We start from the raw sequence: 23,478 nt of genomic DNA, 5'->3' as shown, positions 1-23,478 counted from the left end.
CGCGGGTGGGATGCTGGGCCTGCCATGACGAACCAGCCGCGCGAGCTCACGATCACGTCCGCGTCCAACCCGCGCCTCAAGGCCCTGCTCGGCCTGCGCCGCCGCCGCACGCGCGAGGAGACCGGTCAGACGCTCGTCGAGGGGTACGAAGAGATCGGTCTCGCGCTCTCCGCGGGCGTGCGCCCGGGCACCGTCTACGTCTGCGAGGAACTCTTCAGCCCCGCCGGCCGTGCGGGTTCGCAGGACATCGGCCACCAGTCGGACCTGCTCGCCCGGCTGCGGGGCGACCGGGTCGAGGTCGTCCACCTGAGCCGGGGCGCCTTCGAGAAGGTGTCCTACCGGGAGGGTCCCGACGGGCTCATCGCCGTCGTCGACCGCTTCGGCGTGGACCTCGACGACCTTCGCGTCGACGGGCCCGACCACCTCACCCTGATCAGCCAGGGCGTCGAGAAGCCCGGCAACCTCGGCGCGATGCTCCGCACTGCGGACGCGGCCGGCGTCGACGCCGTCATCGCCGCGGACCCCGTCACCGACTGGGGCAACCCCAACGTCGTCCGTGCGAGCAAGGGCACCGTCTTCGCGGTCCCGGCTGCGAGCGCGACGACGGCCCGGACCCTCGAGTGGCTCACCGCCAACGACGTGCGCCTCGTCGTCACCACCCCGGAGACCGACCTGCTCCACACCGACGTCGACTACACGGGCCGGGTCGCCGTCGCCGTCGGGAGCGAGAAGCACGGCGCCGACCGCACCCTCCTGGACGCCGCCACCCACCGGGTGCGGATTCCCATGCACGGCAAGGCGAACAGCCTCAACGTCGCAGCCTCGGCCGCGATCGTGCTCTACGAGGCGGTCCGCCAGCGTGACGCGCACTGACCCGCGCGAGGTGTCCTGACGGCATACGACATGACTGTCAGGTTTCATTCATGTGACGCACGCGACGCGCGCCGCGGGGCGGGGGAGGGGTGGTCAAGAGCACCCCTGCGCGTGTGTCACGATGTTCTGTATGCGAGTTGACCACGTCTCCTATGCAGCAGAGGCCGGTGGCCTCAAGGCCACGGCCGACCGGCTGTCGAAGCTCATTGGTGTCGCTGCCGTCGATGGCGGGGTCCACCCGCGGTTCGGCACCCGCAACGTGATCTTCCCCCTGGCCAAGGACCACTACCTCGAGGTCGTCGAGGTGCTCGACCACCCGGCGTCCGACAAGGCGCCGTTCGGTCAGGCCGTCCGTGCCGCGTCCGAGGCGGGTGGCGGCTGGCTCGCCTGGGTCGTCGCCGTCGACGACATCCACCCGGTCGAGGCGCGCCTCGGCCGCGAGTCTGTCCCGGGCAACCGGCACCGTCCCGACGGCACGGAGCTCAAGTGGCGCCAGCTCGGCATCAAGGGCCTGCTCGCCGACCCGCAGGTCCCCTACTTCATCCAGTGGGACGACATGACCGTGCACCCCTCCGCGGGCGCCGACACGGCCGTCTCCATCGACAACATCCAGATCGCCGGTGACCCCAAGCGCGTGCGCGAGTGGCTCGGCCCGGAGGACACGTTCGACAAGGGCGGCATCGACTTCACGTTCGTCGCGCCGCACGGCACGCCGGGCCTGCTGTCCGTCACGTTCGACACCCCGAACGGCAAGGTCACGATCTGAGCCGAGCCGCCAACTCGCAGACAGACGTCGAAGGGCCACGAACCGATCGGTTCGTGGCCCTCGTGCGTGTCCGGGCGGCCCCGGCCGCAGACCGCTGGAGGCCGTATGCCGGCTCGAGGCGTATGTCGCTCAGCGCCCCCAGCGCTTCAGGCGCAGTGAGTTCGTCACGACGATCACGGACGAGAGCGCCATCGTCGCGCCGGCGATCATCGGGTTGAGCAGGCCGAAGGCGGCCAGGGGGATGGCTGCCGTGTTGTAGCCGAACGCCCACGCGAGGTTCTGCTTGATGACGCGCAGCGTCTCGCGGGAGAGCCCGATGGCGTCGGCGACCGCGTCGAGGTCCGGGCGCACGAGGACGATGTCGGCGGAGTCCATCGCGACGTCGGTTCCCGAGCCCATCGCGAGACCGAGGTCCGCCTGGGCGAGGGCAGCGGCGTCGTTGACGCCGTCGCCGACCATGGCCACGACCTTGCCCCGGCGCTGCAGCTCGGTGATGACCTCGTGCTTCTGTGCGGGCAGGACGTCGGCGCGCACGTTGCCGGTGTCGATACCGACCTGCTCGGCGACGCTGCGGGCGTTGGAGGCGCTGTCTCCCGTGAGCAGGTACGGCGTGAGGCCGAGCGCGCGCAGCCGGGTGATCGCGGCCTTCGACGACTCGCGCACGGTGTCCTCGACCGTCAGGGCCGCCTCGGCCACGCCGTCCCAGCCGACGAAGACCGTCGTGCCGGCGCGGCCGGCCGCGTGCTCGAGCAGCTCGGGGTCGACGCTCTCGAAGAGGACGGCCTTGCCGACCGTGACCTCGGTGTCCTTGATCCGGGCCGTGGCACCCTCGCCCGGGTTGGCCTGGAAGTCGCGGATCCGGGGCAGGTCGACCCGGGCGAGCCTCGCGCCGTCGACGATGGCGCGGGCGATCGGGTGCTCGCTGCCCTGCTCGACCGCAGCGGCCGCCGTGAGCGCGGCCTTCTTCGAGAGCCTGCCCCGCACGGCGATGCTGCGCAGCCGCAGCTCGCCCGTCGTCACGGTTCCCGTCTTGTCGAGCACTACCGTGTCGACGCGGCGCGTGTCCTCGAGGACCTGAGGGCCCTTGATGAGGGTGCCGAGCTGCGCCCCTCGACCGGTGCCGACGAGCAGGGCCGTCGGGGTCGCGAGGCCGAGCGCGCACGGGCAGGCGATGATGAGGACCGTCACGGCGACGGCCAGCGACTGCGCGACGTCGTGCCCGGTCGCCAGCCAGGCGACGAACGTCCCGGTCGCGACCACGAGGACGACCGGGACGAAGACCGCCGAGACCCGGTCGGCCAGGCGCTGCACCTCGGCCTTGCCGGTCTGTGCGGCCTCGACGAGTCGCTGGATGCCGGCCAGCATCGTGTCGGCGCCGACCTTGCGGGCCTCCACGACGATGCGTCCGGTCGTGTTGACCGAGCCGCCGGTGACCTCGTCGCCCGGGCTGACGTCGACGGGAGTCGACTCGCCGGTGACGAGGCTCGCGTCCACGGCGCTCGACCCGTCGCGCACGATGCCGTCCGTCGCGACCTTCTCGCCGGGTCGGACGATGAACCGGTCGCCGACGACGAGCTGGTCGACCGGGATGCGGGTCTCGCTCGTGATCCGCGACCTCGGGTCGATGCGCAGGATCGCGACGTCCTTGGCGCCGAGGTCGAGCAGCGACCGCAGGGCGTCCTTGCCGGAGTCCTTGGCGCGTGCCTCGAGGAAGCGGCCGAGGAGCAGGAACGTGGTGACGACGGCGGCGACCTCGAAGTAGAGGTGCATCCCGCCCTGCAGGAGCTCGACGACGGAGAAGCCCCACGCGGCCAGCACGCCGAGCGACACGAGGGTGTCCATCGTCGAGGCGAGGTGGCGGGCGTTGACGGCGGCCGCCCGGTGGAACTGCCACGCGCACCAGAACACGACCGGGGTCGCGAGGACGAGCTGCAGCCACGGGCTCGCGCCGAAGGTCGGCAGCACCATGGCGAGGAGCAGCACCGGCACCGTCAGGGCGACGGCGGCGACAAGACGACGTCTGAGGACGTCCGGAGCCGGAGTGTGGTCGAGATGGCTCGCCGACGCGTCCGCGTGCGCGGCATGACCGGCGTGACCGGCATGACCCTCGTGGCCGGTCTGGTCGGCCTGGCCGGTCTGGTCGGCGTGGTCGGCCTGAGCGGTCGCGGGGCTGGACGGCGCGGTCGGGCGCGCCTTCCGCTTGGCGAGCTCCTGGGCGCGCAGCTTCTCGAGCAGGGCCCCCGCGGCCGGCCTCCCGTCACCGCCGATGACGGTCGCGCCGTAACCCGTCTTCTGCACCTCGGCGACGATCTCGTCGACCGTCACGGGCGCCGTGAACGCCACGACGGCCTTCTCGGTGGCGAGGTTGACCGTGGCGGACTCGACACCGGCGACCCTGGAGAGCTTTCGCTCGATCCGGGCCGAGCACGAGGCGCAGGTCATGCCGGTGATGGCCAGCCGGACCTCCTCGTGGGGGCGCCCGCTGGTCGGCGCCGGTGCCTGTCCGGGGCTCATCGGAGGCTGTAGCCCGCCTCTTCGACGGCGGACGCGACGGCGGCCGGGTCGAGGGGTGCCTCGCTCGTGATGGTGACGGGCGAGTCCTCGCCCGGATGCAGGTCGACGACCACGTCGGTGACGCCCGGGAGGGTCGACAGCTCCTCGGTGACGGATGCGGAGCAGTGGCCGCACGTCATGCCGGCGACGGTGACCTCGGTGACGGTGGTCGGGCTCATCGGATGCCTCCTGGTGGCTCGGTGCTTCGGTTCGGTCGGGCTCGGGACGGAGTGGCGGTGCCGGTCAGCTGCGGACGAGACGGGCGATGGCCTCGGAGGCCTCTCGGACCTTCTCCTGCGCAGCCTCGTCGGACTCGCGAGCCGCGTCGACGACGCAGTGCGAGACGTGGTCCTCGAGCAGCCCGAGGCTGACCGCCTGCAGGGCCTTCGTAATGGCGCTGACCTGCGTCAGGATGTCGATGCAGTACGTGTCGCTGTCGACCATCTTCTGCACGCCGCGCACCTGTCCCTCGATGCGGCGCAGCCTCTTCAGGTAGTCGTCCTTGCTGCCGGTGTATCCAGCCATGGCACCTCCTCGCCCTAGACAACACGGTACCCCTCAGGGGTATTTCCAACCGTCAGGCGCCGCCGAGGAACTCTTTCGCGACCCGCTTCGGCGCCTTCGTCAGCCAGGCGTCGGTGACGACCTCGCGGATCTCCTGCGCGGTCAGTCGCGCGAGGTCGCGCTCGAGCAGCAGGACCGCGTTGTACCCGTTCCAGTGCGGCGTCGTGAACCACGGCGACTCGTCGTCGCCGACCATCGCCTCCTTGTCCTCGGCCGTGCAGGAGAAGGCGAGGACGTCGTCGTACGGCTCTCCCGTCACCGGGTCGAACGCGTCCTTGCGCGGCCCACGCGCGAACGCGAACGTCCGGCCGCGGACCTGGAACGTCGGCCGGCCACCGCTCGGGGGGTCACGCGTCACCTCGGGCAGCGCGAGCGCGGCCTCGTCGATGTCGCGGAGCGTGGCTTTGCGCGAGCGGACCATGCCTTGGCACGTTAGCCCGCCACCCGGCATACCAAAAGGGGCCACGCTCAGGCGTGCGGGATCCGGCCAAACCGGTCACGAAAGTCGGCGCCCGGGCGTATTTTCGGGGATGACCAGCCCACATCGATGTGTGGGGGTATGCGTGGCCAACTCGGGGCTCAGACTCAATCTTCTCGGCCCTCCGACGCTCGTCTCGGGGAACGACCCCGTGGCGCTGTCGCCGGGCGCCGCCATGCTCGTCGCCTACCTGGCGCTCGCGCCGCGAGAAGGTCGCCAGCGCTCGGTGGCCGCGGCCCAGCTCTTTGCGGACTCGAGCTCGGACTCGGCCCGGCGCCGGCTCAACACCGCGCTGTGGCGCCTCCAGTCGGAAGTGCGTGCGAGCACCGGCGTCGAGCTCGTCGGCCGGTCGGGCGGGCGCTCGGTCGCGCTCAGCCCGGCCGTCGACATGACCGTCGACGCGATCCGCTTCGAGCGCCTGCTCGAACCCGTCCTGCGGCGCAGCGTCGTCGACCTCACCGACGACGACGTGCGTCGCCTCGAGGACGCCGTCTCTCTGCACCGCGGCCGGCTCGTCGAGCTGTGCGACGACGAGTGGGTGCTCGGCGCGCGCCACCGCATCGAGACCCTCTACCTCACGGCGCTCGACTACCTCGTGCAGCACCACGGCACGCGCGGTGACGTCGCCGCCGTGGGGCGCTACGGCGGGCTCGCGCTGGCGCTCGAGCCGCTGCGCGAGGACATCCACCGCCATCTCATGGGCGCGTATGCCGCGTCCGGACGGCACGACCTCGTCGAGCGCCAGTTCGAGCAGTGCCGGCTGACACTCCTTTCCGAGCTAGGGGCCGACCCGATGCCCGAGACGGTCGCGCTCTATACCCGGATCACCCGGGGCGACGCCGGCCAGGCGGCATCGGTTGCGGCGCTCGTGGCCGAGCTCGAGCGCGCCCGCCGGGAGGTCGTGCGGCTCGCGGAGATCGTCGACCGCGCGCTCGACCGCCTGCACCGCATGCCCTGAGCCGTATGCCGTCGCCGCCGGAAGCGACGAGAGGTGTGCCTGACGACGGTGAGCGGTTGGTGATCGTCGGCGGGCCTCGCCGTGAGCGGTCGGTGATCGCGGCTCGGGACCCTCGGGCCTGAAGAGAAGGGTCACGGCCTGGTGATGCGCGCATGGAGGCGGCGATTCCTCATCGACGTCTGGGCCGAGCCCCGGGACGTCGAGTCGCTCCCGGCCGTGATCCGCGCCCGGGTCCGGGACATGGCCACCGACGAGGAGACCTACGTGGGATCGTTCGCCGAGATCGAGCAGATCGTCGAGGAGCGCCTCGACGAGGACGGCGTGACCCCGCGGCGCTGGGAGCGACCGTGATCCGCGAGGTCAGCGAGGCGCTGCGCGACGTCGTCCACCGGGCGACGCCCGACCTCGGTTCGTGGGTCGTGCTCCACTCGCTGTCCCAGGGCGACAAGACGCCGCTGCCGGAGAACAAGGGTGTGCTGGCGCTCGTCGCCGTCGCCGAGCACCCGCACCTGCGCAACCGGCCCCTCGTCGACGGCCTGACCGGACTGGTCCGCGCGCCCCTGTCGCTCCAGCTGGCCTACGTCGTCACCTACATCGGCGACCACGACGAGGCGCAGACCCGCCTCGGCCGGGTCGTCCAGGCGTTCCACACGACCCCGGTCGTGCGTCCACCCGAGCTCGGGCCGCCGCTTTCGGACGAGGTCGAGAGCCTCGCGATCCGGCTGCTCGCGCCGAGCGCCGACGAGCGCAACCAGGTGTGGGGCTCGCTCGGCCGACCCGGCCGGCTGTCCCTCTTCTACGAGGTCGACGTCGCGCCCGTGCCGGTCCTCGAGCGTGAGGGCCGCGGCCGCGTCCGTGAGCACCGCATCGACTACGTGGGTGCGCCGTGACCACCCAGCCGGCCACGCGGCCGCATCTCGCGACGGTGACCACGACGCTGCGGCACACCGTGCGTCTCGTCCACGCCTCCACGGGAGTCTTCCTGCGCGGGCTCGAGGCCCACCTCGAGCCTGTGCCACGCGGCTGGTCGCTGCGGGTCCTGCCCGACCTGCTCGTCGTCAGCGCCCGAGCCGACGCACCCGCGCCGCCCTCGCCGCCGAAGGCGGTCGTGACCCTCACCGACGGGGCGCTCACCGACGTGCTCGTCGTCCCGACCCTCGCCGGCCGTCCGCCGCGCACCGTCGTCGTCGACCTGACGACGGCCGAGGTCGAGCACGTCGTGCATCCCGTGCCGATGACGCTGACCGTCGTCCTCACCACCCCGTCGACCGGCGCACCCCGCACCGGCGCGACGGTGACGGCCCGGGCCATGTCCGGCCCCAACCCCAAGCCGACCGTCGCCCTGCCCGAGGTCGCGCCCGGCACCTACCGGTCCGCCCCGCGCGAGTGGACCGCGGCCTTCACACCGCTCGACGTCCTCGTCGGCGGCGACCCGCTGCGCACGCTCGCCATGGAGTTCTCCACTGTGGCCACGCGCGTCCACCTCGTCGACACGACGTGAACCCCAACCGCACCACTCGCACCACCCGCACCGCACCACCCGCACCCCCACCCACACCGCAGGAGAGCACGAGCCGAGGAGGGCACCGTGACGACCTACCTATCCCCAGGCGTCTACGTCGAGGAGGTCCCGTCGGGGCCGCAGCCGATCGCAGCCGCCCCCACGAGCGTCGTCGCCGTGCTCGGCACGACGCGCAAGGGACCCGTCAAGGAGCCGACGCGCGTCACCGGCTGGGCCGACTTCGTGCGCACCTTCGGGGCCGCGACGTCGCGCGGCTTCACGGGTGAGTCGGTCTTCGGCTACTTCGAGAACGGCGGGCCGGCCGCGTGGATCGTCCGCGTCGACCCGTCGACGAGCGCGTCGTGGACCGCGTTCGACGTGGCGGGCGCCGAGAGCTTCGACATCGAGGCGAGCTCGCCGGGCACGTGGGGCAACGACCTCGCCGTCTCGGTGTCCGGGGACGAGTCGGCTGCCTCCGGCGCCTTCTACCGGGCGTCGACGACAGCCGCAACGCCGGCGATCTCGAGCGGCGGTGGCGCCACGATCGCCGTCGCCTCGACCGGGGGCCTCAAGCCGGGCGACACCGTGGCCCTCGTCGCCGCACCGACGACCGGCTCGGTCGCGGCACCGCCGACCGCCACCGTCACCGCCCTCACGACGACGTCGATCACCGTCGGCAGCGCGAGCGCCGCCGTGACGCTGCCTGCCGGCTCGGTCGTGGCGAGCGCGGCCGCGAGCGGCGCCACGTCACTCTTCCTGCCGTCGGGCAAGGGGTTCAGGAAGGGCGACGTCGTCGTGGCGGTCGCCCCGAACGGCAGCCGGTCCAGCGCCGTCGTCACGGACGTCACGCAGGCCGGCAGCGGTGTCACACTGACGCTCGACGCGTCGCCCGGCGCGGTGCCGGGGGCCGCGTTCGTCCAGCGCCGCGCGGACTTCCGCGCGCTGGCGACCGTCGCGGGCACCCCCGCCGGCAGCCCGCCGTCGCTCAACATCACGGCATCCGCCCTGGCGTTCGACCGCCCGCTGACGGCGCCCATCGCGTCCGAGCTGACGTCGAGCCTGCCCGAGCACGCGGCCGCGCGGCTCACGACGGGCGACGGCCGCACCGCGCTGTGGCAGACGAACCGTTTCGTCGTCGTCGGCGCCACGGCCCCGCCGAGCGGCCCCGTCACCGTCAACGCACCGGTCAGCGCCGTGCTCCTCTCGGACGGCGGCCTCGGCATCACCGGGCTCACCGCTGCGGACGTCGCGAACGCGTACGGCTTCCTGCCGGCCGGTGCCCGTGTCACCTTCACCGGCGCCGGGGCGACGCCGACGGTCGTCGCGACGCGGACCCCGGGCGGCTTCACCCTCGCCCCCGCGCCGGTCGCCACCGACACGTACACCGACGCGACGTTCACCCTCCAGGCCGACGCCGACGAGGGCATCGCGGTCCGCTGCGGCGTCGCCCCGCGTGTCGGCGACGTGCTCGGCCTCGGGACGGCGTTCGCGCCGATCACGGCGGTCGACGCGGTCGGCGGCGACACGTACGTGCTCAGGTTCGCGGCCGGCACCGCCGTCTCGAACACGGCCCAGGTGCGGTTCCCGCTGTATGCCGTCGAGTCGGCGTCCGTCGTCGCCGCGCGGTTCTCGCTGACCGTGACGGTCGGCGGCGTCGTCGCCGAGTCGTTCGGTGGGCTCTCGCTGAGCCCCGACCACCCGGCGTACTTCGCCAAGGACGACGTCGTCAACGGCATCTCGGCCTTCGTCTCGGTGACGCCCCGCGGCGTCGGTGCGCCGGCGGTGTCGCTCGCGGCGGCGCCGTTCTACACCGCGGTCGACCGCATCGGCGCCGACAAGGCCCCGACCAACGACGACTTCCGCGCCGGGCTCTCCCGGCTCGAGGAGGTCACCGAGCCGGCCATGGTGATCTGTCCCGACGCGCTGGGACTCGGTGACCCGCTCCTGCACGCCGACCTCGTGGGCCAGGTCGTGACCCACTGCGAGAACTTCCGCCGCTACGCGATCGTCGACGCGCCGGACCTCGACGACACCGACCTGCTCGCCTGGCGCAACACGACCCTGTCGAGCACGTATGCCGGGCTGTACGCGCCGCATCTGCAGATCGTCACCGTCGACCCCGACTCGATCGACCGCTTCACGACGGTCCCGCCGTCGGGCTTCGTCGCGGGGGTCTTCGCCCGCACCGACCGGCTCCGCGGCGTCCACAAGGCGCCGGGCAACGAGACGGTCACCGGTATCGTCGGCCTCTCGCAGACGTACACGCAGCGCCGGCAGGACCTGCTCAACCCCGGTGGGGTCAACCTCATCCGCGCCTTCCCGGGCCGCGGCACCCGCCTCTGGGGAGCGCGCAACGCGACCGACGACACGACGTGGCGCTACGTCAACGTGCGCCGCCTCTTCAACATGATCGAGACGTCGGTCGACCGGGCCACGCAGTGGGTCGTCTTCGAGCCCAACACCGCCCAGACCTGGATCCGGGTCAAGGTCTCGGTCGAGAACTTCCTCGACCAGCAGTGGCGGGCAGGTGCCCTCGCCGGCACGAAGCCCGAGCAGGCGTACCGGGTGCGGGTCGGTCTCGGCGAGACGATGACCGAGGCGGACATCGACCTCGGGCTCATCATCACGGAGGTCGCGATCGCGCCGGCCAAGCCCGCCGAGTTCGTCGTCTTCCGGTTCAGCCACAAGCGGCTGTCCGAGTGACCGCCCCCGGTGACAACGCGTGAATCCTCTTGTGAGCCAAGGAGCCTGACATGTATCCCATGACCACCCTGCACTTCACCGTCAGCTGGGGTGACCGGCAGCAGACCTCGAGCTTCTCCGAGGTGAGCGGGCTGACGATGGAGGCCGAGGTCGTCGAGTACCGCGGCGGCGCCGACCCCCAGTTCTCGACGCGCAAGCAGCCCGGCCTGCGCAAGTTCTCCAACGTCACCCTCAAGCGGGGCATCGCCCCCACGGAGGCCGGCAACGGTCTCTTCGAGTGGTACAACTCGATCACGATCGGCGCCGTCGAGCGGCGTGACGTCACCGTGAGCCTCCTCAACGAGGAGCGCGAGCCCGTCATGACGTGGAAGATCAAGGAGGCCTGGCCGGTCAAGATCGAGGGCCCGGGACTCAAGGCGACCGGCACCGACGTCGCCATCGAGTCGGTCGAGTTCGCCTGCGAGGGCATCGAGATCGAGGCGAAGTAGCCGATGCTCCCGCTCGCCTCGCCCGCGCTCGTGCCGTTCACGACGGCGCACTTCGTGCTGGCCATCGACGGGCTCGCGTCGGTCAGCTTCAGCAAGTGCACCGGGCTCGCGGGTGAGGTGAGCGTCGAGGAGTACCAGGAGGGCGGCGAGAACCGCTTCGCGCACCGCTTCCCGACGCGCGCCTCGTTCCCCAACCTCGTGCTCAACCAGGGCGCGGGACCGCTCCACGAGCTGTGGGACTGGTTCTACGAGTTCCACGTCACCGGCATCGTCACGCCGCGCGACGGCACGGTCGTGCTCATGAGCTCCGTCGAGGGGGCACTGGCCCCGGTCCGCGTGTGGGCCTTCACGCGCGGCTGGCCGGTCAAGCTCACCGGCCCCGACCTCGACGCCCAGTCGTCGGCGGTCGCCATCGAGGCGGTCGAGATCGCCCACCACGGGCTCGTCCTCAAGAAGGTGGTCTGAGTGCCCGTCGTCATAGGCGAGATCGTCACCGAGGTCGTCGTCGCCCCGAGGGCGGATGCCGCCGGGCCGGCTCCCGAGGCACCGCTCGGTGACGCGGCGATGGAGGCCATCGTGCGCCGCGCCGTCGAGCGCGTCCTCGAGGTGCTGCGCAGGGAGTGGGACCGGTGAACCTCACGGCCACGCAGCTGACGAAGCTGACCATCGACGCGTACGCCGACCTCAAGTTCGAGCAGCCCACCGGGCTGCGCTGGCGGGCGCTGCTCAACCCGACCGAGCTGTCCTTCTCGCGCAAGAACCTCTACCAGGCGACGCAGTCGGCCGGCACGTCGGCACCGCAGCAGTCCTTCAGCGGCGGCGAGCCCGACCAGGTGCAGATCGACCTGCTCCTCGATGGCACCGGCGTCGTGGGCGAGCCGGGCGGCATCGGCGAGCTGCTCGACTCCCTGCTCGCGTTGACAAAGTTCCAGGGCGACACGCACCAGCCGTACTACGTGCACTGCTACTGGGGGCGGTTCAGCTTCCGCGGCATCCTGACCCAGGCCGACGTGACGTACAAGCTCTTCGACCGCGCGGGCGAGCCGCTGCGCGCGACGGTCAAGCTCTCCCTCAAGGAGGCGCTCTCGCCGCAGGAGGTCGCGGCCGAGGACCGCCCCGCGTCACCCGACCTCTTCCAGACGTGGCTCGTCAAGGACGGCGACGCCCTGGACGCCATCGCGGCCCGCGTCTACGGCGACCCGGCGTACTGGCGTCCGCTCGCCGCGGCGAACCGGCTCACCAACCCGCGCGGCCTCGTCACCGGTCAGCTCCTGCTGCTCCCACCGCTGGCGGCGACGCGATGAGCCCCACGACCTCGCCGACGACCTCCCCGACCACGCAGCGCGACCGGCCGGCGTTCGAGGTCCGCGTCGGCGGCACCGCCCTCGAGGCCCTGACGGCCGCCGACGTCGTCGAGGTCGAGGTCCACGAGGAGGTCGGTCGGCACGGTCGGCTCACGCTCCTCGTCCAGAACTGGGACGCCGACCAGCGGGCCGTGCGGCACAGCGACGACGGGCCGTTCACGCCTGGCGCCGCGATCGCCGTCTCGCTCGGCTACCACTCCGACCTCGTCGAGGTCTTCGAGGGCGTGATCGCATCGCTCACGACGCACTTCCCGAGCGGTGGGCCGCCCGTGCTGCGCGTCGAGGGGCGCTCGCGGTCGGTGCTGCTGGACCACCCCCCGCGCTCACGCCAGCTGGCCGACGTCACCGACGCCGACATCGCATCGGCCATCGCCGCCGACTACTCCCTGGACACGGATGCCGCCGACGGCGTCACGCACCCCTTCTGGGCGAGCGACCGGGTCTCCGACTGGGACGCGCTGACGCGTCGCGCGGGCGAGCTCGGCTGGGTCGTCTTCGTGCGCGGCACGAAGCTCGTGCTCCGCCCGCCGTCGCCGCTGCAGGACCCGATCGAGCTCGACTGGACCCGCACGCTCGTCGAGCTGCACCTCACCGAGGACCTGACGCGGTCCATCGACGCAGCCGTCGGCGTCGGGTGGGACGTCGACGCCGCCGAGGCGACCGAGAGCGAGCAGAGCGTGAGCGCGGCCGGCATCGACGTCGGCGACCGGCAGACGCACGCCGCGGCGGTCGGGGACGCCGGCTGGCCCCTGCGCGAGGCGCGGGTCGAGTCGGACGCCGTCACCGCCGCCGACGAGGCGGACGCGAGAGCCATTGCGGCACAAAGGTGCTCGGCGCTCTCCCACGTACACGGCAGTGGCGTCGTCCAGGGCGAGCCGGGCCTGCGGTGCGACGGCTGGGTCAGCATCGGCGGCGTCGGTCGCCGCATGTCCGGTCCGCACTACGTCACGGCGTCGCGCCACCGGCTCTCGGCCCGGGGCTACGTGACGGAGTTCCAGGTCGGTTCGCCGCCGGTCCTCGCGCCGCGGGCGACCGTCGCGGCCGCGCTCGAGCCGTCCGTGGACCGCGGACCGACCCTCGCCATCGGACTCGTCGAGGGCCTCGACGACCCCGCGTCGCTCAACCGCGTCAAGGTGCGCTTCCCGTGGCGCGCCGACGGCGGCGACGGCGTGTGGGCCCGCCAGTCGAACGTCGACGCGGGCGACGGCTACGGCGCGGTCATCGTGCCCGCGGTGGGACAGGAGGTGCTCGTCGGGTTCGTCGGCGGCGACCCGGCATACCCGGTCGTGCTCGGCTCGCTCTACAACGGCAGCGCGCAGCTGCCCTTCACCGTCGATCCCGACACGAACGCCGTGCGCGCACTTGTCACGCCCGACCAGCACACGCTGCGGCTCGAGGACGGCGACGCCAGCGCGGTCACGCTCGCGACGGGCAAGGGCCACTCGATCGTCCTGTCCGACAAGGACTCCGAGGTCGTCATCACCCACAAGGACAGCGGCAACGCCATCCGCCTGTCGGCCGACGGCATCGAGCTGACCGCCGCCCAGGGCGACATCACCCTCTCGTCGTCGGCCGGCACCATCTCGCTCGACTCGCTCAAGCTCGCGGCGAAGGCATCGGGCCCGTCCACCATCGAGAGCTCCGCGACCCTCGACGTCAAGGCGTCGGGATCGCTGGGGCTCAAGGGATCTCTCGTCACCATCAACTAGCCGCCAACAGGTACGTCAACGAGCCAAAACCAGGAGGAGCCATGCCGGGGGCAGCACGCGTGGGTGACACGACGGCACACGGTGGCACGGTCGTCGGGCCGGGCGTCGCCACCGTGCTCATCGCCGGTATGCCGGCCGCCGTCGTCGGCGACATGCACGCCTGCGTCATCCCGTCCCCTCCTCCGCACCCGCCGGCCACGCCGTTCGTCGCCGGGTCGGCCACCGTCCTCATCCAGGGCCGTCCCGCCCTGCGCGCCGGGGACGCCTGCGGGTGCGGCGCGACCGTCGTCGTCGGCAGCCCCACGGTCGTGATCACATGAGCACCGGCGACTACCCGCAGGTCGGCCGCGGCTGGGCGTTCCCGCCGCGGTGGCAGCGGACCGGTGAGGAGCCGACGAGCGAGGTCGCGGTCGTGACGAACGACGGCGCCGAGCACGTCGGCGAGGCCCTCGTCCTGCTGCTGCGCACGATGCTCGGCAGCCGCGTCATGCGCCCCGACCTCGGCGCCGGCGTCGACCGCTACGTCTTCGAGCCCCGCACGTCCGACGCCTGCCACCGCCTCGCCGACGACGTGCGGCGTGCCCTCGTGCTCGGCGAGCCGCGTGTCATCGTCGACGCCGTCGAAGCCGTGCCCGCGGGCGAGGCGGACGACCGTGTCGACGTCACCATCGAGTTCCGCATCGACCGGCACCGCCGCCCGACGAGCCTCGTCGTGCCCTTCTACCTCGCGGGTGCGTCATGACCGCGGCCGGACGCACGCCCGAACAGGTCGTCGAGGCGATGGCGGCAGCGGCCCGGCTCGCCGACTTCGACGCCGACGGCTCCTGGGCCGACGTCCTCTTCGCGCCCGGCCCCGACGGCGTGCTCGCGCCCTCGCCGTCGGCTGCGCCCGATCGCGCCCTGCTCGCGGCCGTCGCCGCCGAGTACGCCGCCCTCGACGACCACCTCGCCACTCTGCCCGAACGGATGCGCCGCACCTGGCTCGAGGACGTCCTCGGCATCGAGCGGCTGCCCGCCGTGCCCGACCGCGTCGTCGCCCACGCGACGGTCGACCCGAAAGTCGCGCCCGCGGTCGTACCGAAGGGCACGCGGCTGCGCGGCGGCAAGGACGCGTTCGGAAACGAGCGGCGCTACGTCACCCTCGACGCCCTGACCGCCCACGGCGCGGCCCTGACGGGCGTGCGGTCCTTCGTGCCGGACCCGCCGGGCGAGCCCGCGCGACCGCACGGCGTCGCGGCCGCCGCCCCGCCGTTTCCGCTGAGCCCGCCCGACGGCGACGACGGCACGCACCGGCTGCGGATCCACTCGCCGGCGCTCGTCTTCTCCGGTGGCGACCTCACCGCCCAGATGGCCTTCACGGGTGCCACCGCGCCCGCCGGCCTCGCCGGCCTCGTGTGGCGGTGGTCGCGCGCCGACGGCACGACGAGTGCGACGACCGGCGGCACGGTGTCGGGCTCGACGGTCACCGTGACCCTGACCGACGGCTGCGGTGCGCCCGAGGGTGAGGTGCCGTGGGTCGAGGGTGAGCTGGCCGCCGGTGTGGCGGTGCCCGTCGGCTTCTCGTTCACCGGGGTCACGGTCCGCGTCACGTCGCGGACCGCATACGTCCCGGAGGCGGCGTTCTACAACGACGGTGCCGTTGACGTCACGAAGGAGTTCCAGCCGTTCGGGGCGGTGGCCAAGCGCGGGGACGCGTTCTACCTGCGGTCCGACGAGGCGTTCGGCAAGGCGCTCGCGACCGTCGACGTGGCCGTGCAGGTCATGCAGGAGGGCGGGGCGCCTCTCTCGTCGTCGGCCGGCGGCAGCGGCATACCGACCTACCTCGCCGACAACCTCAAGAACCAGCTGCTCCTCATGAAGACCAACCTCGGGTCGGGCTACTCGGCCGTCGAGTCGCAATGGACGAACATCTTCGGGTGGGTGTCGACGGCGACCACGCCGTCCGTCGTGTGGCAGCGGCGCGAGGACGGCGCGTGGAAGCCGTTCGGCTCGGCTTCGTCGAGCTTCGGCACGCTCTCGGCGACCGTGAGCGGGTCCGCGGTCGCGTCGGAGACCTTCTCCGTGGCAGGACAGCCCGGCCACTACGTCCGGGCGTTCCTCGCCCAGGGCGACTTCGGGTGGACCGACTACCAGCAGAAGGTCGCCGACTTCGCGACGCGAGCCGTGGCCGGCACCACGCCCAAACCGACCATGCCCCCGGTTCCGGTGCCGCCCATCGCGTCGGGCATCACGGTGCGCTACACGACCTCGCCGATCGAGGCGACTCTCGTCGAGGCGACGAGCGGCTGGCGCCGGCAGAGCCGTCCCGGCGGGTCGGTCGGGCGCTTCACCCCGTTCCGGCTCGTCGTCTCCGACACGGGCGCGCCCGGGATGGTCGCCATCGGGCTCGAGCTGCCGGACGCCGCCCTCGGGTCCAGCGTGTCCCTCTACCTCGACGTCGACTCCGCGTCGCCGTGCGGCAGCGCCGACCCGGTCGCCGCGGCGTGGCAGTTCTGGGACGGCACTGTGTGGTCCCCGCTGGCCGTCGCCGATGCCTCGCACCAGCTGCGTGAGGCGGGGCTGCTGCGCTTCGTCGCGCCGCGCACCTGGGCCGTCTGCTGCGACGACGTCTCGGCGGACACCGGCCGCTGGGTCCGGCTCGTCACCGACCAGCCGACGCGCCTCGGACAGCTGCGTGACGTCGTCGTGGATGCCGTCGTGGCCGAGTTCGTCTCCAGCGCAAGCGATCCGGCGCTCGACCCGAGCTCGACGGACGCGCTGCCGCTCGGCACCATCAAGGGCACGCTCGTCCCGGTCCCGGGCGTCAAGAAGGTGACCAACCTCGCCTCGGTGCGGGGCCGCGCACCCGAGACGGATGCCGCCTACCTGGCTCGCGCGGCCGCTCGGGTGCGCCACCGCGACCGGGCCGTCACCCCGTGGGACCTCGAGCAGCACGTGGCCCTGGCGCTGCCCGAGGTCGCGGCGGTGCTGTGCCTGCCGCACACCGACCGCGACGGGCTCCGGGCGCCGGGACACGTGGGACTCGTCGTCGTTCCCGACCGTCCTCTCGAGGCCGCGCCCCGTCCCTCGGTGAGCCTGGCCGGGCGGGTCGTCGACGTCGTCCGCTCTCGCGCACCGCTGGGGGCGAGCCTCCACGTCCTGTGCCCCGCCTACGCGCCCGTCACCGTCGTCGCCTCGATCCGCCTGCGCCCCGGCGTCGCGGCCCTCACCGGGACCGAGGCTGTCACGACCGCCCTCGAGCTGGCCCTCCACCCGACGGCGATGCTGCCCGTCCGGTGGGGACGCAGCCTCTACGCCTCGGCCCTCATCGCCTTCCTCGAGCGTCAGCCCGAGATCGACGTCGTCACCGACTTCGAGCTGCACGACGGGTCGGGGTCCGTGGTCGAGCTCGTCGAGGTCGACCCGTGCCGCGGGCTCTACTGCTCGTCCGGCCACCACCACCTCTCGTGCGAGGAGCAGCTGTGAGCACCCCGCTGACCCCACCGGCCGGCCGGGCCGTCCCCATCACCCGCTTCGTGCCGGTCGCGCCCGACGCCGACTACGAGACGATCCGGTCCCGCCTCCTCGCGCGCCTCGCCGTGGCAGCCCCCGAGTGGACCGACCACAACGCACCCGACCCGGGCGTCACGCTCGCCGAGGCGACGGCATACGGCCTCGCCGACCTGCACTACCGCGTCTCGGAGCGCGCGCTCGACGACTGGCCGCTCGAGGCGCGCGCCTGGGCCGACGACCCCGGGCGGCACTGGCACGCAACGCTGCCCGTCGGTCGATGGGATGCCGAGATCGACCCGTCCGACCCCGCGGTGCCGGCCCGTGACCTCGCGCCCGTGTCGAGCGTCGCCGACGCGCTGGCGCAGCCGGGGACCTCCGCCGCCCTGCTCGAGCCGCTCGTGCGCGACAGCCGTTCGCGCGCCGATGCGATCGCGCTCCTCTCCGCGGAGCCGTGGGCGAGCGCCCTGCGCCCCGTCGACCGTCCCGCCGTCGTGGCGCTCCTGCGCGCGCGTCTCGTGCGCCAGGTCGCCCAGGAGCAGGCCGACGTCATCGCCGGCGCGGTGGCCGGCGCGCACGCGGACGCCGTGGCCGCGGCACCGCGCCGTTCGGACCCCGACGCGCCCCTCGACGTCGTCGCCATCGACGCGGCCGCAGCGGCCGAGCTCGCGTGGTCGCTGCCGCTCTGGGACGAGGAGGTCGTCGCCCTCGTGCGCCGGGAGCGGCACCGGCGCTCACGTGAGGCACTCCGCGCACGCCTCGACGTCGTGCGCGCGACGACCTCCGACACGCTTGTCGCGACGCGTGCCGAGCTCGCCCTGGCGGGGCTCGACACCGACGAGGCGCGCCTCGCCGTCGCGGCTGCTCCGCAGGCGGCAGGCCTGCTGCCCGAGGACCTCGAGGACCCGCAGGGGCGCTCGGTCGTCTGGCCCCCGCACCCGGTGCAGGCGCTGACGTGCGAGCCGGTCACCGCCGACGACTATGCCCGCCGGGCCCGCACGCACGCCGGGGTGTCCCGAGCCTGGACGGTCCGCGGCCGGCTGACGGGCATCGCGTGGAACGGTCTGCCCACCGGCACGCTCGCCTCCATCCCGGTGGACCCGACGGCCGAAGCGCTCACCCTCGTCGTCGAGAGCCGCGAGACGCTCGCCGCGTCGGCCCGTGACGCGTTCCTGCGCGACGTGCTCGCGACGGCGATCGGACCCGAGGTGACCGCGCCGTTCCCCGACTGGCGCGACGACGTCGACGACCTCGAGCCGCGCCGCGTCATCTGCGACGAGGTCGGCGCCAGCCTGCTCGAGCGCGCGCCGGTCCTCGTCCAGGCGACGCTCGTCACCGACGTCGGGGTCGACCGTGACGCCGTCGTCGAGGACGCGCGGGCGCGCATCACCGCGTTCTTCGCCCGCGGGCGTCCCGAGACGTTCGTGCCGCCACCACCGCAGGTCGTCGACGGTCCGTGGCCGCGCGTCGACCAGCCGACCCTCGGCTGGGTGCCCGGCGAGCCCGTGCGCTTCACCGAGGTCGTCGAGGCGATCGTCGGCAACCCCGCCGTCTGGGGCGTCGAGGACCTCGCCATGAAGGTCGAGGGGGCGGCCGCCTTCGTGACCGCCTCAGACGGCCCCCTCGTGATCCCGGCGAATGCCGTGCCGACCCTCGCGGACGCCCGGTGCCTCCGCGTCCGCTTCTCCCTGACGAGCAGGTGCGGCGATGCGTAGCGCCGTCCCGGCCACCGCCCCCGCGCGCGGACCCGACCACACCCGCATCGCGAGCACACTTCCGGCTGTCTACCAGGAGGACGAGCGGTCCTTCGCCCAGGTCGACGCCTTCCTGGGACTCGCGGACGAGCTCAGCCACGCCGTCATCGAACGCCTCGAGGACGTCCTGACGGCCCTCGGGCCCGACGCGACCCTGCGCTGGCCCGCCGACCTGCCGCTCGACGCGGGAGCAGACGCGCTCGTCGCCCACCACCTCGAGACCTACGACGAGGTGGCCCGCTGGGCGAGCGTCACGTTCCCGTCGAGCTGGCCCGGCACCGAGCGCGGACTCCAGCAGCGCCGTGAGCTGCTCGCCCGGTCCACCCGGCTCTGGCGCCGGCGCGGGACCCCGCGCGGGTTCCTCAGCTGGTTCTGCCTCTACTTCGACCTGCCCGCGACCGGCCGGCCCTACCTGCTCGAGCACTACAAGGCACCGGGCGCGGGCCTCACCGGGGATCCCTACACCGCAACCCTCTTCGTCCCGACCAGCGTGCCCGTCCCGAGCACCGGCGACCCGTCGACCGCCAAGGGCTTCGTCGACTGGCAGCGTCGCGAGGAGGCGGCCGACTTCGTCCGCCGTTACGCCCCCGCGCACGTCAGCGTGCGGGTCTGCTTCACCGACCCCGCGGTGTTCGAGGACCTCGCGGTCCTCGCGTCGCCACCCACGTTCCCGGACGAGCCGACGACCTCGAACGTCACGGCATACGCCGCGGCCGTCGAGCAGCAGCAGAACGACCTCAACGCCCTGCTCTGCTCGGTGGTGTCGGTCGTCAACCATGCCAGCGGCATCCACCTCTACGAGTGCATCGACGCGGGACGCGGCATCGACCGCCTCGGCGTCGGTCTCCTGCCGACCGATTCGACGGACTGAGTCCGAAGGGAAGACAGCGATGTCAGACAACCAGTACCCCGTCTTCGTGGACGGCCAGACGCTCACCGAGGCCGAGCTCAACGACCTTCGGGCCTTCCTGCACCAGCGCGACCGGCTCGTCGGGCGCATGGTCGGGTTCGGGGTCAACGCGGGGCTCGCCGGAGTCGTCACGTCGGGTACGACCCTGACGGTCAGCCCCGGCCTCGCCGTCGACCAGACGGGTGAGCCGCTCGTGCTCGACACGAGCAGGGCGATCCCGCTGCCACCTGCCGCGGAGTCGGTGGCCTACGACTTCGTCAGCGCGGCGCCCGGCGGCTTCAGCGTCGTCCTCGAGTCGGCCGACACGATCGAGCCGTCCCCTGCCTGCGGGGAGTCGGGGTGCGCCGGGCACGCCGAGCTGCACACGCGGTCCGTGGCCCTGCGCGTCGTCGCCGGCCGTGTCACCGGCACCCGCATGGACTTCGCGGCCGAGTCGCTGCTCACCGTCGAGCCGATCCGGCTGTCCCTCGACTCGACGCCGACCAACTCGTACACGGCGCTTCGCAACGCGATCGCCACGCGGCTGACCAACGGCACGGCGCCGCTCGTCGACCCGGCCCTCATCGCGAAGCTCCAGGCGACGTCGATCGCGACTGGCGACACCGCCGGCATCCGGGGCTACAAGTGCGGCTGGCTCAACATGGTGCTCTTCGCGACGCTCGACCTGCTGCGCGTGCGGGCCCTGCTCAGCCTGACGTCGGAGCGCACCACGACGCGGCCCGGGGTCGTGCTCGGCTGGGTGCACGAGGTCTCGGGCACGTGGGTCTTCGACTGCGCGTGGCGGCACGCGTGGGAGCCTCCGCGCGGGTTCACCGAGGCGTTCCTCGGCGGCACGTGCTCCGACCCGGCGGGGGCCTTCCGAGACGAGCTCGAGGCGCTGCTCGCCGGCTACGCACCGCCGGACCCCGCCCCCGTCGGCGACCCGAAGCCGCCGATCGCCTGCCCCGTCGGCTCGATCCGGGTCGGCGACAAGTGCATCAAGATCAAGTTCCCGCCGAAGGAGATCCCCGAGACGTGGCACGACAAGTGGATCTTCGACCCCCGCGAGCCGATCTGGTACCCACCGATCGAGACGTGGAAGGACCCCGACATCGTCTACGAGCGCCAGCCCGTCGACGTGCTGGGCGAGAAGGAGTTCCCGCTCACCGACTACCTCGGCCACCAGGGGCTGGACGTCAAGGAGGTGCTCGGCGGGTTCATCAGCGAGCAGGGCGCCATCGCCGACGTCCGCGTCATGGCAGCAGGAGAGGTCCAGACCCTCGAGGGGTACGCGCCGGCCGGCGGCTTCGCGGCCTCCGACTCCGTCGTGCTCGGCGTCGACGCGTCCGGAGTCGTCGTCTCGACCGGCCGCGTGCCCACCGTGCAGAACGTCCGCACCGTCGGCTCGGCGCTGCCCGCTGCGGTCGGCGCCGCGAACGAGGCGATGGCGGCCGCGACGGAGCTGCGCGGGCTGTCGTCGGGCTTCGAGGCCCGGTTCACCGAGCTCGACCAGACGATCGCCGGCCTCGACAACAACCTCACGACTCTGCAGACCGACTTCCTCACCTACAAGACGAGCTTCGACCCGGGAGCGTTCGGCGACCGCATCGGCTCGCTCGAGGAGGGCTTCAAGGAGTTCGAGGGGGTGCAGACCCGCATCAACGTGCTCGAGGGGAAGGTCGATGTCATCTCGAAGCTCGGTGACGGCATCCGGCTCGAGCCCGGCAAGGTCGGCGGCGGCGGCATCGGCGACGTCGTGGGCGGCGCGGGCGGAGGCGGCGTCATCAGCGGTCCGGGCGGGATCGGCGGCGGTGTGATCGTCCGGCCCAGCGGCCAGATCGACTCCGAGCTGGCCCAGGGCATCGCGGACTTCGCGCGGACGACCGTCGACGCGCTGCGCTCGCTGCCCAAGCCGCGCAACCGCAGCTTCAGCAGGTATGCCGCTGCGGCCGACCGCGCCCACGCAGCACTCGCGCAGGCCGTGTCGCCGGAGGCGCCCGAGGGCGCGGAGGGTGCCGAGGGTGCCGAGGCGCCGGTCACCGACGCGGCCACGGTGACGGCCGCGGCCATGGAGGTGCTGTCGACGATCCGGACCCTCGTCAAGGCGTCCGGCATCTCCAAGGACCTCGGCAAGCAGCTCGACGCTCAGCTGCGCGACCTCGGGAGACGACTGCCATGACCGACGTGGCCGTCGACACGCTGCGACTGCGCGGACCGGGCGCGCAGCGGCTGGCGCGCGTCGCGGCCACGACCCTGCCGGCGGCCCTGGACCGTGCGCTCGCCGACGTCGCAGACGTCCATCTCGAGCAGGTCGCCGTGACGCTCGACCTCGTCGTCGACGACTACGACGACGAGACCCTGGCCGTGCTGTGGGCCGACGCGATCCGGGCGCGCGTCGTGGCGGAGGCCGGCGTCCGCCCTTCGCGGCCGGGTGCATCGGGGTTCGCGGGGGAGCCGACGGCCGTGGTCTCCGCGACCACGGCACACGCCGTGGTGGTGGCGGCCCGGGCCTGGTCACCCGCATCGGGGGCACAGCCGATGCACCTGCCGGCCGCCCTGCTGGCCCTCGCCGACCCGCAGGTCGCGGCGGCGGCGCGCGACCAGCTGGGAGAGGCCGATTGGGCCGAGCTCGTGGCAGGGGTCGCGAGGACCCTTGGGCCACAAGGTCGTCCGCCAGAGTCGCCCCGACCGGCCGCGCCACCTGCGCTCCCTGCCGACGAGCCGTCAGGGCCGCGCCGGCGCCGTCCCGACCATCCGTCGTCGGCGCCTTCCACGCCTGCGGAGCCCGAGCCCTCAGCGCACACCGAACGGCTGCGCGACGCCGAGGCCGCCGTGCTCGCCCAGCTCGCGGGCGTGGCCCAGGTCGCGCCCGACAGCGGCGGGCCCGTGGCCGTCGCCGACCTCACCCGGGCTGCGGGCCTCGCGCTGCTCTACCCGTGGCTCGCCGACCACTGCCGCCGCGCCGAGGCCCTGCACCCGAGGCTCGACCCGGTCGACGTACGCGAGGCGGCGCTCGCGGCGGTCGTCGACCCCGACGACCCGACGCTCGCCGACGACCCGCTTGTCCGGCTCCTCGCCGGTCGGCCGCTCGGAGTCGACGCCGCACCCCGAGTTCGTATGCCGCTCGGTGCAGCCCGTGAGGTTGCCGAGTCCGCGGGCAGCGTGCTCTCCGGCTTCGCGGCACTGCTCCCCGGCTTCGAGCGGTCGAGCGAGCGGTTCGTCCGGGCGTCGTGGGTGCTCCGCCGGGGCCTGCTCGACACCGAGCGGGACCCGGTCCTGCTCACCGCCGCGACCCACCCGCTCGACGTCCTCCTGCCCCGTCTGCCCTACCCCGTCGGGCTGCTCAAGCTGCCGTGGTCACCGCCGGTCACCGTGAGGTTCCGGTGAGG

General features: G+C 73.0%; 23 protein-coding genes. 19 read left to right on the top strand and 4 right to left on the bottom strand.

The annotated features are described in order from the left end of the window. Positions 1-24 precede the first annotated feature (24 nt). Both H9I49_RS01155 and H9I49_RS01150 read left to right on the top strand, forming a co-directional pair. Positions 25-873, top strand: coding sequence for an RNA methyltransferase (locus H9I49_RS01155; protein ID WP_188028444.1), 849 nt, complete (start codon positions 25-27; stop codon positions 871-873). Positions 874-1,003: 130 nt separating this feature from the next. Continuing rightward, entirely contained in the window at positions 1,004-1,639 is a 636-nt protein-coding gene (locus H9I49_RS01150) for a VOC family protein (protein WP_188028443.1), read from the top strand. A gap of 129 nt (positions 1,640-1,768) precedes the next feature. Here H9I49_RS01150 and H9I49_RS01145 read toward each other — a convergent pair whose 3' ends face one another. From H9I49_RS01145 to H9I49_RS01130, 4 genes are all read right to left on the bottom strand, one after another. Then, on the bottom strand, positions 1,769-4,153 hold the full coding sequence (locus H9I49_RS01145; RefSeq protein ID WP_188028442.1) for a cation-translocating P-type ATPase: 2,385 nt from the start codon (positions 4,151-4,153) through the stop codon (positions 1,769-1,771). Beyond that, positions 4,150-4,371: a heavy-metal-associated domain-containing protein gene (locus tag H9I49_RS01140; RefSeq protein WP_188028441.1), complete on the bottom strand. Its 222-nt coding sequence runs from the start codon at positions 4,369-4,371 to the stop codon at positions 4,150-4,152. Before H9I49_RS01140 ends, H9I49_RS01145 begins: the two co-directional genes overlap by 4 nt. Positions 4,372-4,435: 64 nt before the next feature. Then, positions 4,436-4,717, bottom strand: a complete 282-nt coding sequence (locus tag H9I49_RS01135; protein ID WP_188028440.1) for a metal-sensitive transcriptional regulator — start codon at positions 4,715-4,717, stop codon at positions 4,436-4,438. A 52-nt stretch (positions 4,718-4,769) separates the two neighbouring features. Beyond that, a complete protein-coding gene (locus H9I49_RS01130) occupies positions 4,770-5,177 on the bottom strand; it encodes an MmcQ/YjbR family DNA-binding protein (RefSeq protein ID WP_188028439.1) in 408 nt (135 codons plus the stop codon). A 208-nt stretch (positions 5,178-5,385) separates the two neighbouring features. Between H9I49_RS01130 and H9I49_RS01125 the strand changes: the two genes are divergently transcribed. From H9I49_RS01125 to H9I49_RS01045, 17 genes are all read left to right on the top strand, one after another. Beyond that, a complete protein-coding gene (locus H9I49_RS01125) occupies positions 5,386-6,192 on the top strand; it encodes a bacterial transcriptional activator domain-containing protein (protein WP_188028438.1) in 807 nt (268 codons plus the stop codon). A 144-nt stretch (positions 6,193-6,336) separates the two neighbouring features. Further along, positions 6,337-6,543: a hypothetical protein gene (locus H9I49_RS01120; protein ID WP_188028437.1), complete on the top strand. Its 207-nt coding sequence runs from the start codon at positions 6,337-6,339 to the stop codon at positions 6,541-6,543. Further along, entirely contained in the window at positions 6,540-7,082 is a 543-nt protein-coding gene (locus tag H9I49_RS01115) for a Pvc16 family protein (RefSeq protein WP_188028436.1), read from the top strand. The genes H9I49_RS01120 and H9I49_RS01115 overlap by 4 nt, the downstream gene beginning before the upstream one ends. Then, positions 7,079-7,693, top strand: coding sequence for a hypothetical protein (locus H9I49_RS01110; protein WP_188028435.1), 615 nt, complete (start codon positions 7,079-7,081; stop codon positions 7,691-7,693). The genes H9I49_RS01115 and H9I49_RS01110 overlap by 4 nt, the downstream gene beginning before the upstream one ends. Before the next feature lie 87 nt (positions 7,694-7,780). Further along, positions 7,781-10,396, top strand: coding sequence for a phage tail sheath subtilisin-like domain-containing protein (locus H9I49_RS24255; protein ID WP_188028434.1), 2,616 nt, complete (start codon positions 7,781-7,783; stop codon positions 10,394-10,396). Between the two features lie 50 nt (positions 10,397-10,446). Beyond that, a complete protein-coding gene (locus H9I49_RS01100) occupies positions 10,447-10,884 on the top strand; it encodes a phage tail protein (protein ID WP_056755757.1) in 438 nt (145 codons plus the stop codon). Between the two features lie 3 nt (positions 10,885-10,887). Further along, positions 10,888-11,349 carry a phage tail protein gene (locus H9I49_RS01095; RefSeq protein ID WP_188028433.1) on the top strand — a complete coding sequence of 154 codons (462 nt, stop codon included), beginning with the start codon at positions 10,888-10,890 and terminating at the stop codon, positions 11,347-11,349. Then, positions 11,350-11,517, top strand: a complete 168-nt coding sequence (locus tag H9I49_RS24250; RefSeq protein ID WP_188028432.1) for a DUF5908 family protein — start codon at positions 11,350-11,352, stop codon at positions 11,515-11,517. It begins immediately after the preceding gene. Next, a complete protein-coding gene (locus H9I49_RS01085; RefSeq protein WP_188028431.1) occupies positions 11,514-12,188 on the top strand; it encodes a hypothetical protein in 675 nt (224 codons plus the stop codon). Before H9I49_RS24250 ends, H9I49_RS01085 begins: the two co-directional genes overlap by 4 nt. Beyond that, the gene (locus tag H9I49_RS01080) at positions 12,185-13,957 is read left to right on the top strand and encodes a phage baseplate assembly protein V (RefSeq protein WP_188028430.1); all 1,773 of its coding nucleotides are present in this window, start codon (positions 12,185-12,187) and stop codon (positions 13,955-13,957) included. The genes H9I49_RS01085 and H9I49_RS01080 overlap by 4 nt, the downstream gene beginning before the upstream one ends. 41 nt (positions 13,958-13,998) lie before the next feature. After that, the gene (locus tag H9I49_RS01075; RefSeq protein ID WP_188028429.1) at positions 13,999-14,277 is read left to right on the top strand and encodes a PAAR domain-containing protein; all 279 of its coding nucleotides are present in this window, start codon (positions 13,999-14,001) and stop codon (positions 14,275-14,277) included. Further along, positions 14,274-14,699, top strand: coding sequence for a GPW/gp25 family protein (locus tag H9I49_RS01070; RefSeq protein WP_188028428.1), 426 nt, complete (start codon positions 14,274-14,276; stop codon positions 14,697-14,699). Before H9I49_RS01075 ends, H9I49_RS01070 begins: the two co-directional genes overlap by 4 nt. Further along, positions 14,696-17,422, top strand: a complete 2,727-nt coding sequence (locus tag H9I49_RS01065) for a baseplate J/gp47 family protein (RefSeq protein WP_188028427.1) — start codon at positions 14,696-14,698, stop codon at positions 17,420-17,422. The genes H9I49_RS01070 and H9I49_RS01065 overlap by 4 nt, the downstream gene beginning before the upstream one ends. Continuing rightward, positions 17,419-19,161 (top strand): hypothetical protein, encoded by a 1,743-nt coding sequence (locus H9I49_RS01060; protein WP_188028426.1) that lies wholly within the window; start codon positions 17,419-17,421, stop codon positions 19,159-19,161. Before H9I49_RS01065 ends, H9I49_RS01060 begins: the two co-directional genes overlap by 4 nt. Further along, positions 19,154-20,071, top strand: coding sequence for a hypothetical protein (locus H9I49_RS01055; RefSeq protein ID WP_188028425.1), 918 nt, complete (start codon positions 19,154-19,156; stop codon positions 20,069-20,071). The genes H9I49_RS01060 and H9I49_RS01055 overlap by 8 nt, the downstream gene beginning before the upstream one ends. Positions 20,072-20,090: 19 nt before the next feature. Next, a complete protein-coding gene (locus H9I49_RS01050; RefSeq protein ID WP_188028424.1) occupies positions 20,091-22,268 on the top strand; it encodes a hypothetical protein in 2,178 nt (725 codons plus the stop codon). After that, the gene (locus H9I49_RS01045; RefSeq protein WP_188028423.1) at positions 22,265-23,476 is read left to right on the top strand and encodes a contractile injection system tape measure protein; all 1,212 of its coding nucleotides are present in this window, start codon (positions 22,265-22,267) and stop codon (positions 23,474-23,476) included. Before H9I49_RS01050 ends, H9I49_RS01045 begins: the two co-directional genes overlap by 4 nt. Positions 23,477-23,478: the final 2 nt, after the last annotated feature.

The organism is Terrabacter sp. MAHUQ-38 (assembly GCF_014518425.1).
In the GTDB taxonomy this organism is placed as follows: Bacteria; Actinomycetota; Actinomycetes; order Actinomycetales; family Dermatophilaceae; genus Terrabacter.
This window is presented reverse-complemented; position numbering and strand designations above follow the sequence as displayed.